We start from the raw sequence: 15574 nt of genomic DNA on the forward strand, positions 1-15574 counted from the left end.
ACAAAACGTTCAGACACCCCTCACCGTCCGAACGGATTAAGCTTATATCAATCAAAAGCGGTGTCCCGGACAACTCTGGACACCGCTTTTGTCATTTGTTTATTACGGATACAATCCTGCACTATCCTTGCGAAGGTCCCGCAGCAATCCATGACAACAATCCGTACGTATGCTTGCAATCTGCTGTACGTGACACTTCAAGTACCGCTTCATCCTCACTCTGCGAGAGCAAGGAAATCTGGAATCCCCGATCATTACTCATGCCCACAATCACATAATGTTCTGAAGCAAATGATTCTTCAAAAACAACAGTTACCTCTGTGCATACTTCACTCTCTGGCAGTACAAAAGCTTCCATTCCGAATTGTTGTACAACCGGTTGTTTGCTTACGCTGCGAACGGGCTGGAAGGCCAGATGTTTGGCTTGAACTGCCCCCGATTGCAACTGGTTGCTGCCCACGGCATCATCACACAGATGCTCCTGTTTAATCGATTGTTCACTTAACATAAACTCCGTAGTTCCAGCGATCTCCTGTGACTGTTCAAGCTGTGGTTGCTGAGCCTGTTCTGCCGGCTCTGTCGTGAACAAAGCTACCGGTAGTTCGCCAAGCTGATCTGTTTCGGATATCAGCTCTTGTTGTTGCTCCAGACCAGCACTCGGTATTGCCTCGACGATTACCTGCTGTGATTGCTGTACACCTTCATTTTCTGGTTGAAGCAATCCCTCTTGTCTTTTGATAGCTGCCAGTTGCTCCAGCGTTTCTCCACTGAACTGACGGATCGCATTCCATATCTCTTCGCTCAGATGCGCTGGACCTACAATCCCCGCATTCAAATGATTAGAGGTAATACTCTGCTCACTCAGCTTGCTGCCGTTCACGCTGCCATCGGCCAATTTGGCACTGGTGACGGACCCATTTTGCAGATGAACCCCGCTTACTGCTTCCTCTTCCAGATGAGTTGTGCGAATACTGCGTTCTTGAATATGATCAGCATGAATGGTTCCATCCTGGATATGACGTGTTTGCACACTCTTGTCGGCTATGTGGATAGCAGATACCGCACCTTCAAGCAATTTATTACCGTTCACACTGCCGTCAGCCATTTTGGCACTTGTTATGGAACCATTGTGCAGATGAATCGAACTTACCGATTCCGCTTTGAGGTGGGAGATTCCAATGCTTCGCTCTTGAATATGGTCAGCATGTATGGCTTTCTCTTGGATATGACGCGATTGCACACTTCCATTGGCAATATGGACATCCGACACCGCATCTTCAAGCAGTTTGTTGCTGCTCACACTGCCATCCGCCAGTTTGGCACTCGTTACAGATTCATTTTGCAGATGAACCGCACTTATTGCTTCCTCTTCCAGATGGAACGTACCAATGCTGTGCTCCTGAATATGATCAGCAAGGATCGCTCCTGCCTGGATATGGCGAGTTTGCACACTTTCCGACGCGATATGGCTCCCCAATACAGTATCTTCGAGCAATTTGCTGCCACTAATGCTACTGTCAGCCAATTTGACACTTGTTACGGACCCATTTTGCAGATGAACCGCACTTACGGCTTCCTCTTCCAGATGGGCTGTGCCTATGCTTCGCTCCTGAATATGACCAGCATGAATAGCTCCTGCCTGAATATGCCCGGATTGCACACTTTCCGATGCGATATGAACCCCGGATACCGTACCTTCGAGTAACTTGCTGCCAGTTATACTGCCATCCGCCAGTTTGGCACTCGTTACAGATCCATTTTGCAAATGAATGGCACTTACAGACTCCTCTTCCAAATGTGCTGTGCCGATGCTCCGCTCTTGAATATGATCAGCATGAATGGCTCCTGCCTGAATCTTACTGGATTGCACACTATCGTCTGCAATGTGGATATCTGATACTGCACCTTCAAGCAACTTGCTGCCGGTTACACTGCCGTCGGCCAACTTGGTACTTGTTACAGATCCATTTTGCAGATGAATGGCACTTACTGCTTCCTGTTCCAAGTGAAGCATGCCAATGCTGTGCTCCTGAATATGGTCAGCAAAGATTGCTCCTTCCTGAATATGGCGGGATTGCACACTTTCCGATGCGATATGGATTCCCGACACCGCATCTTCGATCAACTTGCTGCCCGTTACACTGCCGTCGGCCAGTTTGGTACTGATGACAGACCCATTTTGCAGGTGAATCGCACTTACTGCTTCCTCCTCCAGATGGGTTGTGCCGATGCTCCGCTCCTGAATATGGTCAGCATGAATGGCCCCTGCCTGAATATGCCCGGTTTGCACACTTTCGGACGCAATATGAACCCCCGATACGGTTCCTTCAAGCAATTTGCTGCCGTTGATACTGCCATCCGCCAGTTTGGCACTTGTTACAGATCCATTTTGCAAATGAACTGCACTTACAGACTGCTCATCCAGATGAACTGAGCCAATACTGCACTCTTGAATATGATCAGCAAGGATTGCTCCTTCTTGGATATGATGGGTTTGCACACTTTCATTGGCAAGGTGAGTAGCCGATACGGTTCCTGCAGCTAATTTGCTGCCATCCACACTACCCGTTGCTAGTTTGGAGCGTGTTACAGATTCATCCTGCAAAATAATCGTACTTACCGCTTCTTCTTCCAGATGAGATGTTCCGATGCTGCGTTCATGGATATGATGAGGAAGAATTTCACCATCTTGAATATGACGGGAATGCACAGCTCCTTGCTGCAGGTGAACAGCACTTGTCGACTCTGCCTGAAGATGCAAACCACTGATCAAACCTGGCTGAAGGTGGGCCGCTGTAATGGATAAAGGTGCCAGATGGTCTGTTTCGACAGATCCGGGTGCCAAGTGATGCGATGTTACCACCTGTTCAGCAATATGCTCCTCATGAATGATGTCTGGCTTCAGATGCTGTGAGCTCACTACTTGAGTCCCCAAATGGTCAGATTTCACGCTGCCTTCAGCCAGATGGACGGATTGTACAACGGATGGCTGCAAGTGCTCGCTACCTACAGCATCCTGTTGCAGTTCTGTCCCGGATACCGAGTCTGCTGTCAAATGGTCCGCACTTATGGAGCCATGTTGAAGTTTGTTGCCGGTAATACTACCATCAGCAAATAATTCCGGCGAGCGTATTTCTTCCGACAAATGTTCCAGGGAAACGGCATGCTGCTTCAAGTGATATCCGCGAATGGTTCCTGCTGGAATATGTTTGGCGTTAATACTCTCTGCCATAATCTTGGAAGAAGTCACGCTGCCGTCTGCCAATTTAGCTGACGTGACAGCAAAATCCGCCAGTTTATCTGTGGCAACACTTTCTGGTGAGAGCTTGGGGGAGGTAACCGCATGATCTGTTAGATGAGGCGGAAAAATGGACCCGCCAGCCAGCTGGGCTGAAGTTACACTATCAATAGCCAATTTGTCTGTTGTGACCGCGGCCCGTGCAATCGCATCCGTTTCAACACTGCCCGGCTGAAGATGAGGTACACCTACGGCATGTTCTGTCAAGTGTTCCGATTTCACTGCATAAGGTCTCAGGGCCTCGGAACCCACGCTACCTGGAGCCAGATGTGTCCCTGTGACTCCACCACTCGCAAGATGCGAGGATATAACACTTCCCGGGGCAAGCGCTCTGCTACTCACCGATGCCGTTCCAAGCTTTTCTGTTGTCACACTTCCATCCGCGAGTTTAACGTCTGTAACGGCAGCATCCTGCAATTCATACGTACCCACGGCCGACTCTGCAAGATGCCGCTCACACACCACGTCGTCTGCAAGAGCGTCTCCGGACACACTTCCGGCAGATAGATGAGCTGCCTCGATGCTTCCACTTGCAATGTGAATAGAGTGAATTGCGGAATTGTCCACATGTACCGGCGTAATTCCCCGATTCGCAATGTGTTCAGCACGAATGGCCCCTTTGGCAAGATGTTTACCCTGTACGGCTTCATCCGCAATTTTGGAAGAAATGACGCTCTGATCAGAGATCTTGGATGCCGTAATGGACTGTTCCAGCAATTTTGCTGTTCCAACAGACTGGTCTGCCAGTTTGCTACTGGTTACTGCACCTTCTGTCAAATGCTCACTGCCCACTTCTCCATTACCAATCTGCTCCTTGCCAACGGAATGAGCTCGAATCTGACTTGATCCGATTGAACCGTCCAGCAGATGTCTTCCAGTTAGTGAACCCTCAGCTAAATGTCTTGTTTGTATGGATCCATCCTCTATCTGGTCACTTCCAATACTGCCATTTAATAGTTGTGAACGACCGACAGAACCTTCTGCCAGATGTGTCTGTTTAACAGCACCTGCCTGAATATGGTGAGACTCGATGGAGTGTTCTTCGATTTTGCTGCCTGTGACAGCAGCTTCACGAATTTTGGTTGTAGTCACTGCATCGTCAGCCAGTTTAGAGGTATTCACAGCTCCTCCCGTGAGATGCCTTGTATCCACCCCGCTAATCGCGATCTTGTCTCCAGTTACGGCATGATTCTTGATTAATTCTTCCGTTACCAGCATGCGGCTGAGATGTCTTGTGCTGATGGAGCCGTCGGCAATTTTGGCCGAATCGATGGCCTGGTTGCCAAGCTTCTGAGAAGTAATACTGCCATCTCTGATTTTCTCGCCTGCAATAGAAGCATTTCGTATTTTGTGACCAGACACAGAACCGTCAATCAGGTGCTCCTCAGATACAGACGCTTCCGCAAGTTTTGCTGAAACAATGGCCCCGTCTGCAATGTGAATGCTGGTCACCGCATAATCCTGCAATGCTTCACTGCCGACCGCATCCGGTTTCAGCTTGGAGGCATCTACAGAGAAAGGAGCCAACTTGCTCTCCGTAACAGCAAATTCACTCAAGTCGTCCGTGTAGATGTAATGTCCGGTATGACCCGGCATCTGGTTCTGGTTCAGGATCTGCAGCCGGTCCTTGTTTGTTGTTTCTTGTTTGATGATACCCACCTCTTCTTCCAGAACAAGCGGAGCCACGCTGCTAACCTGAATCTGCTTATCCGAGCTATCTTCTGTCTCGATTTCCTTGCTATCAGACTCTACGGGTTCCGGCTTGATTTCGGCTTCGATCTCCAACTCTTCCAGCTCGTTTGTTGAAGAAGGTAGCTCCATTGAGTCGAATAGGAATTCTTCCGACTCCTGAACAGCTCTCGAATCCCTTTTATTCGTATTCAAGCGTTCTTCCCTATTCACAGTGAAACCTGAGTTTATCTTGTCTGCCCGGCGATCAGTCAGTTCCAATTCCTTGTATTTCGGGCTCACATGCCGCAGTTTCGGCGTCGGAACCTTCTTTTTGCCATTTTTACTCATGCAGCTTGCTCCTTCCTCTAACGTTCGTCTCCGGCATCATATGCTTCCATATGGGCATCTGCCACTTCATTTATGACTTTTGCGGATTCCAGAGCACGAATGTACAGGCGTCAAGACAGGAAGGTTCGATGATCTTCGTGGAAATAGGCGTGTCAGGGCAGCAGAGGAAAGGCGGCTGTCCACGCCCCCGTCCCAGTCATGTCATAGGATATTATATCTAGGTCGTGTCTGAAAACTCGCTGAAATGCATCTTTCACCGTCTTTTCGCCCCCTGCTGTGTCACTTTCCCTTGACGTGCCCCGGCACGCCTGCGGAAAACTTCCTTGCTTGGAACGAAGATTCGGCAAAACCTGCTTCCTTCAGAGTTTTAGACACGCCCTGAGCAAGCACTAGTGCTTGGCGATGCATCTTACACACCGGTCTGCGTTATCGCGATGTCTGAGCCATGCGGTGACAGGCCGGCATTCCATGAATGGACGATCCATGGTCGCGATAACATCGAAGGAGGAACGGTCATGCTCCAAGAAACGATCGGCATTATGTTCGATTCACGCATGTACCAGGGGATACCGGCCGGAAGGACCGGTCAGGAATCACTCGCGAATTATGAACAGGCAGCGGCCAGTTATGGATTAACTCCCTGCTTTTTGAGGCTGGAAGATATCGATTCGGATCAAAAAACATGTCTTGCCTATGTAAAAAAAGAAGGCAGATATGTTCGCGAGCGCATGCCACTGCCCTCCGTCATTCATAACCGCTCACTCCAGCTTCGCCGGACGGAACAGCATCAGATCACCAAGCTGATGTTGCAGGGTATCCAGGTATTCAACGTTCGCAACCGGTACCGTAAAGATCACATTCATGACATGCTTCATCAGGACCTCGCCTTGCGAGAACACCTGCCCCGTGCAGTCAAAGCTACGCCAGAGTCTCTGGCCTATATGATGGAACAATATGATGACCTCGTCATCAAACCATGCAGCGGTAGCATCGGTCATGGGATTCTGCGAGTCTTTGAGCGAGATGGACAGTGGAAACTAACCTGTGAGACGAAGGCGGCACGCAAAGGGTGGGCTACCTTCCGATTGAGCAAAGGACAGCTTCCTTCCGCCACCCTAAGGCGGATCTTTCGCCATGCCTACCTCATTGAAGAGCGTATCCCACTGGTACGTTATGAGGGCAGGCCGGTAGATTTGCGGGTATCTGTACAACGTGGCAGCGATGGTCTCTGGGGAATAACAGGCATGTTTGCCAAAGCGGCTCCTGCCCATACGTTTGTCAGCAATATCGCCCAGGGCGGTAAAGTCATGAAGCTCGCAGAGGCCCTTGGATTAGGGGAATCTGGCTTCGACCTGGCTCGACTGGAATACAGAATCGGACTCGTTGCCCTTCGAATTGCCCAAAACCTGGCGGCCAGTCTTCCACATCTGGCTGATCTGGGTCTTGATCTCGGGATAACGCGCAGCGGCCAGATCTATTTTATTGAATGCAATGGACGGGATCAGCGTTACGGTTTTCGCAAGGCGGGAATGTCGGAACACTGGAAGGCAACGTACAGCAAACCGATGGCTTATGGGCGTCTGCTGCTGGAACAGAATTCAAGAATTCCGAGACAACCGCAGACATACGATAGGAGACTATATTGATTTCGTGTGCATTCTGTGTCAATATTATGCAGAACGGCCGGTCTTGCCGGCCTTGAAGTTCGCATTAACCCTAAGGGGGATATTCATGGCAAAAACGCTGTTGCGATTAATGACCGAGCTTTCTTCGCGCAAATGGATCTCCCGGACCGTGGGAGCCTTCTCCAAAAGCCGGGGAAGTAAGGCATTTATCCCTTATTTTGTCCGGACCTACGACATCCCTGTTCAGGAGGCCGAGAAAGACTGGAAGGAATACCGTTCACTGAACGATTTCTTTACCCGCAAATTAAAGCCGGGCATGCGCCCGTTGGAACTTTCAGAGCATGCACTGATCAGCCCGGTAGATGCCAAGATTACGGCAGCCGGTCCAATATCTGCAGGGACACTCCTGAATGTTAAGGGACAAAATTATACACTTGCTGAATTATTAAACCATTCTCCCCATCTGGAGAAGTACAAGCACGGGTACGGGTTCGTCCTCTATCTCAGCCCTCGCGACTATCACCGCATTCATGCACCTGTCAGCGGCCGCAAAATAGAGAGCGAACACATCAAAGGCAAAGTTTATCCCGTGAATGACTTTGGCCTGACCCATATGAGATCCGTGCTTAGTCGAAACGAACGACTCATTACGTATATCGCACATGATTACGGTGAAGTGGCGGTTGTCAAAGTAGGTGCGATGAACGTGAGTAGCATACAATATGCTGATACGGACATAAGTACCTGGGCACAAGGCGATGATCTGGCCTATTTTGAATTCGGTTCCACCGTTGTTCTGCTGACGCAGAGTGGCACATTCGAACCAAACCCGGGCTTACAGCCAGGCGATTCGGTCAAAATGGGAGCATTGCTTGGTCGTTTAAAACCGAAGAACTAATGAGTCCATACGCAAATAAAGAGGATGGCGCAGCACCTGTAACCAGGTATTGCGCCATCCTCTTTATGAATTCATATTCATCCATATATACATGCAATACGAAGCTTCGCTCCGTCGTTATTGGTCTGCTGAGTTCTCCTCAAAACCACACATCTTGCAAGTCCTCTGCCGGTTTGAAGCGACGCAGACGGTTCCGGAAAATATTGCATCCCTTCGTAGAGCATCCCCGGTTGCGGACCCGACGTTTTCCGTTCATCACAAGTTCCCCCTTTTGGTCATCTGGAATGCTAGATAATTACCCTTGCATTCCAGACTTGAAACGGTTTCCTGTTTTTCTCATCAGAATTTTAACGAATCTCGGACGGGCTTTTGCCGGTATACTGCTTGAACTGACGACTGAAGAAGAAAATATCCCGGTAGCCCAGAGCATCCGCCACTTCGGTCACATTCATGCCGGTATGCACCAGCAGATGTTCCGCCCGTTCAATACGCATGCGGATAATATAAGATTGCACCGATGATCCCACCAGTTCCTTGAACTTAATCGAGAAGTATCGGGGCGATAAGCCAGCCCGCGCAGCCAGATCTTCCACCCGATGCGTAATCCCGGGATGCTGACGCACATAATTGGCGACCTCCTGGATCACATCGGACAACTGGTTGCTCACCTTTTTCTCCACAGGTTCTTCCGTATCGGCGCGCAGCAAATGAATCATCAATTGTTTCAGAATCAATCGGCTCTCTTCATCACGTCCGTACACATCCGATAAGAACAGTCTTACATAACGTGCCAGCAAATGCTCAAACTCCACCGTTTCCTGTACCTCACGATAGGACTGGGGAACGTCAGCAACAGGCACGTCCACATCAAAGTGAATATACGTAAGTACCAACGGTTTTTGCTTATTATGTGTTGCAGTAGGATGATCTCCTGGCCTGAACAAAAAACAACTACCCTTGCCAACTTCATACGACTGGTCATTCAGTACAAGCGTTCCTTCACCACTCCATACATAAAATAAATCATAGTTTTGCATCGGTTTTTCCCGTTTCTGCCACTTCCAGCCCGGTTCACAGACAATTTTGGCGACAGCGGGCAAAATAACAAATGATGACGGCGATGCCTGCAGCATGTCGCCACTCCCCCTTGATAGTTAATCTCTCTGCATATGGCATCATTCTGATCTGAATCTCACTTCTTCAATCCAGGCCATATGTATTTCAGTATCTATAGAAATTGAACTAAAGAACATTTACACTTGCCACTTCGATGACAGAACAACCTTCCGATCGCTGTTATCCCCAGATTTTTTGATTCACTTTTACAAAGGTGAAAATCTGACGATAAAGGCGAACGCTCCGCTTCTTCAGGTTATTTCTGCCCTCTACGTTTTCGTGTAAATAATTAGTTCAACTTGTATAGCATGATTAAATACAACTTGCTCATATATGATCTCTGCTCCTACAGGAGCGAAATGTCTTATCCCATTATACAGCGGAATTCACCGAAACGAAAATGTGCACTTCTCCCAGGCTAGCCGCATTCGCCGGATTCCCTCTGTCATCTCTTCTTTCTCCAGATGTGCAAAAGCAAAACAGGCCGCCGGATGACCTGAAGTCAACCGATATCGCTCTGCATCACGGAACAATATGCCATCCTCCTGAGCAAGCTTTTTAAATCGCTGATAACTGTCCACATCGCCATTCCAGGTAGCGTAGATATGCAGTCCTGCATCACCAAGCTGCATCGTGAATGCTTCCGGCCACTGTAGTTCCATCTCTCTGACAAAAAAATCATGCCGTTCCCCATATAACCGGGTTAACCGCCGTAAGTGTCTCAGGTAACCTCCTCTGGTCATAAACTTTGCCAGTGCGCGCTGCTCCAGCAGTGCCGGAGGTACCGGTTCATACAACGCCTTGGCGGCAAGCAGAGGTTCTACCAGACCAGGTGGCAGGACGGCATAGCCAAGTCGGAACGAAGCCACCATCGTTTGTGAGAATGATCCAACATAGATGACACGCTGTTCACGATCAAGCACTTTGAGGGGTTCAATCGGTCTTCCGCCCCATCGGAATTCACTGTCATAATCATCTTCAATGATGACCGCATTCCGCTTTGAGGCCCACCCAAGCAAGGCACGTCTTCTGTCCAATCCCAGCACGGCCCCTGTTGGAAACTGCCGGGTAGGGGTGACAAATAACGTCTGTGCCTCCCAAGGCTGAGGAATAATGCCTGCGCCATCCAGCTCTGCCGGGATGATATGCCCACCACAGGACTTGACGGCATGAGCGATGCCCGGATACCCCGGATTCTCTAATACAACTGCTGCCCCCTCTGCGATCAACAGCTGGGATAGAAGGGTGATGCCTTGCATTGAACCGCTGAACAATACAATCTGAGATGGTTCAGCCTGAATACCACGTGTCCATCTGAGATGGGAGGCGATGGCCTCACGCAGCTCCGGATCACCGGCTACACCGCTTGATTCTCGCCAACCACTGCGATGAACCGCAGCGAGTGCACTCTTCCACTCCCCTAACGGGAAATGTTCCGCAGGCATGCGCTGCATTTGAAAATTAATGACGGACGGCTTCGGTGAAGACATCTGAGTCCGCAGAACTTCATGTTGCGTATTCAACCTCTGTACCCGCTCACCCCAGGGAGACAGGTTGAGAACGGCTTCCTGTTTTTCATTTTCCTGAGTGGATAATGTTTCGGTGACAAATGTACCTCTTCCCCGATGTGCATGGACATAACCATCCGCAAGCAGCATGTCGTATACCTGAGCTACCGAACCACGTGACATCTCATATTGCTTTGCCAACTCACGGGTGGAAGGAAGCCGCGTGCCTCCCACCAATGTGCCTGCATGAATGGCATCACGTAACGCATGGTACAATGCCTCATACTTGTATCGATGCTGAAGTTCATAGGTATCCATGGGCAGCCACAATTCCATCATGCACCTCTCTTCATTTGTCTTCATCTGTGATCCCTGACTAATTGGCCTACTAAAGTGAATGTAAATTGGATCTATTTCATTGTCAATGTATGAACTATTGTTATCCATAAGATATGGCGTTTTATTATACATTTCAATGATGGGGGAATACACATGAGACGGAAAGAATTCACAGTAGATGAAGAACAGGAAATTACCGCATTTCTGGATCAGTGCTCCTTCGGGTTTCTAGGAACGGTCAGTCCGGACGGACAACCACGGGTTACACCGCTGAACTTCGTATATATGGACGGTTGCTTTTATTTTCACGGCAGTCTGGCTGGCGAGAAGATGAAACAGATCAAACAGGATTCGTCGGTCAGTTTCACAGTAGCTGAAGAGTTCTCCCTGATTCCATCCTATTTCAGTGATCCTGAGCTGGCTTGTCCGGCAACTTCTTTCTTCAAAAGTGTCATGGCCTTTGGTCAGGCTGAACCGGTTAAAGATCTGGACATCAAAGGTAAGGTACTGCAACGATTTATGGAAAAACTCCAGCCACAAGGCGGATATGTACCCATTGACGCTACTGACTCGCGTTATACAGGAAACCTCAAAGCTGTAGCCGTAGTCCGAATTAGTCCTGAACGGATCAGCGCCAAGTTTAAATTTGGACAAAACCTCTCCAGTGAACGATTCGATCATATCAGTGGTCAGTTGGAACAGCGTAATGAAGGAAGAGATACTGAAACTGCTGAAATGATGCGGAAATACTGTCCATTTCATCAGCAATAAGTTTCATTTCTTGAGGATTGCTCCAAGGTTGAATTCAACGATAACCCACCCGAAAACCCTCTGCAACAACGCGGTAAAGCGATATAACTGTCATATTGCGTAATTTCCGTGACGGGGGCATGTCAAGGTGATATAATGTTAGGCAGTTGAATCACAAAGACTTGGAAGGATGAAAAGAATGAATCCACTGGCTGAACAGTTGAACGAAAGTATTCAGACAGGCAGCAGTCACGTCTACTCCATGCTGTCACAGCTTGGCAAAGAAATTTATTTTCCTAAAGAGGGGATTTTGAGTCAATCTGCTGAAGCAGCAAGCTTGGCCAAGACCCATAATGCCACGATTGGTATCGCCCTGGAGGGTGGTGTGCCGATGCATCTTCAGGTTATTCAGGAGAAGCTGTCTGCATTCCAACCAAAGGATCTGTATCCTTACGCTCCACCTGCAGGCAAACCTGAATTGCGGACCGTTTGGAGAGACAAGATGCTGAAGGAAACGCCTTCTCTGGAAGGCAAAACGTTTGGCAATCCGATTGTAACCAATGCATTAACCCATGGACTAAGTATCGTAGCCGACCTGTTCGCCGATGAAGGGGACGCTGTCATATATCCAGATAAAAACTGGGAAAATTACGAGCTGACCTTCGGAATTCGTCGTCATGGCCAGTTGGTTCATTATCCCCTGTTCGATGATCAGTTGAACTTCAACAGTGATGGTCTTCTTCAGGCTTTGCTTGATCAAAAGGACAAAGGTAAAGCCATCGTGCTGCTCAACTTCCCGAATAACCCTACAGGTTATACGCCTGGAGCCGAAGAAGCAGATGCCATTGTGAACACGATTCTTCAGGCAGCTGAAGCCGGCGTTAACGTGGTTGCTGTAACAGATGATGCCTACTTTGGACTGTTCTTCGAAGATTCTATTCATGAATCCCTGTTTGGCAAACTTGCCAACATTCATCCACGTGTGTTGACCGTAAAAGTGGATGGTGCAACCAAGGAAGAATTCGTATGGGGCTTCCGCGTTGGATTCATTACGTATGCCCATGAAGATGCAGCCGTTCTGCATGCATTGGAACAAAAAACACTCGGTATTATCCGGGCAACGATCTCCAGTGGCCCGCATCCTTCCCAGACTTTTGTACTGGATGCGCTCAAAGCACCGGAATTTGAAGCACAGAAACAGGAGAAGTTCGAGATTATGAAAGGCCGCGCCAATAAGGTAAAAGCCATTCTCGATAGCGGCAAGTATGGAGATGCATGGGACTATTATCCGTTCAACTCCGGTTACTTCATGTGCCTGAAGCTAAAAGAAGTTGGCGCTGAAGAACTTCGAAGCCATTTGCTGCACAAATATGGTGTGGGTACAATCGCGCTGGGTGAATCGGATCTTCGAATCGCCTTCTCCTGTATTGAAGAATCCGGGTTGGAAGATCTGTATGAAACCATCTATCGTGGAGTTCAGGATCTGCGGACGACTTAGTTAACACAGACCTGTACCCTGAATGTTATAAGAACCCTTTGTATAACGGCGACGCTTCATGTCACTGAATATACGAAGGGTTCTTTTGTGTTTTACAATTCGTCTGATACTACTCCACTCCCCCGGACAGCAGCCCAAAAGCTTTAATTTCTGGCTTTACCGGGCATCGGCCCAATCAGCCTACCCCCACGGCACATAATATACGATGTACGCAAGGGCGTGCCAAACAACCACTTGAAAGGGGAATGACCATGTCTGGAGTTGAAGATACAAGAGGCGGTTATGGATGCGGCGGTTACGGAGGATTTACTAATACAGGTGCCATTCTCGTTCTGTTCATCTTGCTCGTGATTATCACTAAATCGTTCCTCTGTTAGTGCCAATACACACTTGCGCGAGAACCCAGTGATCTGATTGCATGATTCCATTACAGCACAAAGAAGGGTATACCGGGACACAGCCCGGAATACCCTTCTTTTGTTATCTTTTGTACCTCTCACTGGTGAACCCAATGTAATAATCCGAGTTGGTCCGGTGTCCGATCGTTTACTCGTCCTCTTCTTCCTTCAACCACTTGTTACCTTGCGAACGCCGCATGATCACAATCACCAGTATACCCAAAATAAGTGCTACTCCGGTGACAGTCAGTCCGCTTGCTCCGGCAGCCAGCATAGGCAACCACATGAGTAACGCAGCCAGTGCATGTAGATGGAATATGAATCCCAACACCTGAGAACGACGACTCTCACCCGAGATTGGATAGATCATAATCCAGAACGATTCACTATGACTGCGACGCAGCGCACCTAACTGAACACCTGCAAGCAACAGGAAGAACAGATACACCCCGACACCAAAGTAGCTGCCTGCTGTCCACCAGGATAGTAACATGCCCAGTACAACTAGGCGTAACACGATTGAGAACACTTCGGTTCGAACAAACGTTTTGGTTATCAAGTAACGGTAAGCTTTCCCTGCATTCCAGGGAAGACCACTCCCCAATTTGCTAAGCCAGCGACGCGAACTTACTTTCTGTCCGGATGAAGGTACATCCACAAACCAGCCAAGCGTACGCATGACTCTGCCAGCCTGCCCCTGTTCCACCTGAATCAGTCGTTCCCACGCTACCCGATGTTTCACCGGTATACGCAAGGCGACGATGTAGACAACAGCCAGCAGTAGCAGGAACCAGACGCTACGCTGCGGTGGTTGCCACAGCCAAGCGCCAACCGCCAGCACTGCCAGAGCCCATCGCAAGAGACGATATCCTCTTGCTGCCCCGACCTGAACCATTCTTAGCTCTTGCCACGCTCCATAACTGGACAACCCTTTCCACAGCAACAGGAATACGATGAACCAGCCAAATGGCCGTGCATCCAGATCTGCTCTGACATAGAGCGGCCACAGTGTAACAAATACAAGCAGCAAGCCCAGAGTTTTATAGATGATGCCCCGGGCAAAGCTGTTCTTCAAATATTCCTGCATCCGGTATTCCTGTGGTCGCAGGAACACAATATCTGCCGGAAGCAGATATGTACGATAACTGCTAAACAGCACTTGCGGTGCCAGCAGCAGCAATGCAACCCAGCGAATCGGAAATTCCGCCGGAATGTTCTGGACAAACGATGTATACCAGGCGGAGAACGCAATGACGAGAAATAAAAAGACCATAGCTACACCGCTCTGGATCACATAACCCAGATAAGGAAGAATTCCGTTCCAGAATCCTGTGCGTCTTTGCTTCCATAGCAGCTTGAGATCCATGCTCAATCCCTGCCTTGTACGAGGGAATAGAACATGTGCTCCAGCGTGGCATCGGATTCCCCGAATTGGGAGCGCAGTTCATTCAGCGTCCCTTGAGCAATAACCTGCCCACGGTGCAGAACGATAAAACGGTCACAGTAATTTTCAATCGTGGACAGAATGTGTGAACTGAGCAGGATGGATGATCCCGAAGCTTTCATCTCCAGCATAAAATCAAGCAAAGAGCGAATACCCAGCGGGTCCAGTCCCAGGAAAGGCTCATCAATGATGTACAGTGGTGGTCCTGCCACAAAAGCACACATGATCATGACCTTTTGTCTCATCCCCTTGGACAGGTGAGTCGACAGACTTGTACTTTTCTCATTCATACGGAACAGTTCCAGCAGTTTCTCCGTACGTTGTTTGAAATCAGCCTCCGACACATTGTACGCTCTTGCCGTAAACTCCAGGTGCTCCATCACCGTCATCTCATCATACAGTTCAGGTGATTCCGGTACAAATGCCATAGCCGATTGGTAGATCTGCGCATCCTCGTCCCGCTTCTTGCCCATCACTCGCACTTCGCCCTGTTGAGGGGTCATCAAGCCGAGGATATGTTTCATGGTTGTGCTTTTGCCAGCACCGTTTAAGCCGATTAGTCCGACCATCTCTCCACGTCCAACTTCCAGATCGATGCCGTGAAGGACGGGCCGTTTGGCACTATAACCTCCGCTTAACCCGCTGATTTGCAGAACAGGCGATTGAACGTTTTCCATCTAT

The 15574-nt window shown here is 49.0% G+C and carries 10 protein-coding genes; 5 read left to right on the forward strand and 5 right to left on the reverse strand.

Annotated features, from left to right (window positions below; translation table 11 throughout):
• Window positions 1-121: 121 nt before the first annotated feature.
• Window positions 122-5317, reverse strand: coding sequence for a WIAG-tail domain (locus MHI52_RS25185; RefSeq protein ID WP_405157847.1), 5196 nt, complete (start codon window positions 5315-5317; stop codon window positions 122-124).
• Window positions 5318-5832: 515 nt separating this feature from the next.
• Between MHI52_RS25185 and MHI52_RS25190 the strand changes: the two genes are divergently transcribed.
• Together MHI52_RS25190 and asd are read left to right on the forward strand one after the other, a co-directional pair.
• Window positions 5833-6963, forward strand: coding sequence for a YheC/YheD family protein (locus MHI52_RS25190; protein ID WP_405157848.1), 1131 nt, complete (start codon window positions 5833-5835; stop codon window positions 6961-6963).
• A gap of 85 nt (window positions 6964-7048) precedes the next feature.
• Complete coding sequence (gene asd / locus MHI52_RS25195; RefSeq protein ID WP_036605808.1) at window positions 7049-7840, forward strand: archaetidylserine decarboxylase; 792 nt, start codon at window positions 7049-7051, stop codon at window positions 7838-7840.
• Between the two features lie 347 nt (window positions 7841-8187).
• On the opposite strand, the gene MHI52_RS25200 is transcribed toward asd, so the two are convergent.
• Together MHI52_RS25200 and MHI52_RS25205 are read right to left on the reverse strand one after the other, a co-directional pair.
• On the reverse strand, window positions 8188-8973 hold the full coding sequence (locus tag MHI52_RS25200; protein WP_036605807.1) for an AraC family transcriptional regulator: 786 nt from the start codon (window positions 8971-8973) through the stop codon (window positions 8188-8190).
• Window positions 8974-9342: 369 nt separating this feature from the next.
• Window positions 9343-10782, reverse strand: coding sequence for a PLP-dependent aminotransferase family protein (locus MHI52_RS25205; protein WP_405157849.1), 1440 nt, complete (start codon window positions 10780-10782; stop codon window positions 9343-9345).
• A gap of 174 nt (window positions 10783-10956) precedes the next feature.
• Here MHI52_RS25205 and MHI52_RS25210 point away from each other — a divergent pair, with 174 nt between their 5' ends.
• The 3 genes from MHI52_RS25210 to MHI52_RS25220 all read left to right on the forward strand — a co-directional run bounded on the left by MHI52_RS25210 (window position 10957) and on the right by MHI52_RS25220 (window position 13428).
• Complete coding sequence (locus tag MHI52_RS25210) at window positions 10957-11574, forward strand: pyridoxamine 5'-phosphate oxidase family protein (RefSeq protein ID WP_315370510.1); 618 nt, start codon at window positions 10957-10959, stop codon at window positions 11572-11574.
• A gap of 178 nt (window positions 11575-11752) precedes the next feature.
• Window positions 11753-13051 carry an aminotransferase class I/II-fold pyridoxal phosphate-dependent enzyme gene (locus MHI52_RS25215; protein ID WP_091020859.1) on the forward strand — a complete coding sequence of 433 codons (1299 nt, stop codon included), beginning with the start codon at window positions 11753-11755 and terminating at the stop codon, window positions 13049-13051.
• A gap of 251 nt (window positions 13052-13302) precedes the next feature.
• A complete protein-coding gene (locus MHI52_RS25220) occupies window positions 13303-13428 on the forward strand; it encodes a YjcZ family sporulation protein (RefSeq protein WP_206759599.1) in 126 nt (41 codons plus the stop codon).
• Window positions 13429-13597: 169 nt separating this feature from the next.
• Here MHI52_RS25220 and MHI52_RS25225 read toward each other — a convergent pair whose 3' ends face one another.
• Both MHI52_RS25225 and MHI52_RS25230 read right to left on the reverse strand, forming a co-directional pair.
• The gene (locus MHI52_RS25225; RefSeq protein ID WP_315370509.1) at window positions 13598-14815 is read right to left on the reverse strand and encodes an ABC transporter permease; all 1218 of its coding nucleotides are present in this window, start codon (window positions 14813-14815) and stop codon (window positions 13598-13600) included.
• Window positions 14816-14817: 2 nt separating this feature from the next.
• Complete coding sequence (locus MHI52_RS25230; RefSeq protein WP_036605802.1) at window positions 14818-15570, reverse strand: ABC transporter ATP-binding protein; 753 nt, start codon at window positions 15568-15570, stop codon at window positions 14818-14820.
• Between the last annotated feature and the right edge of the window lie 4 nt (window positions 15571-15574).

Source organism: Paenibacillus sp. FSL H8-0283, from assembly GCF_045040675.1.
In the GTDB taxonomy this organism is placed as follows: domain Bacteria; phylum Bacillota; class Bacilli; order Paenibacillales; family Paenibacillaceae; genus Paenibacillus; species Paenibacillus amylolyticus.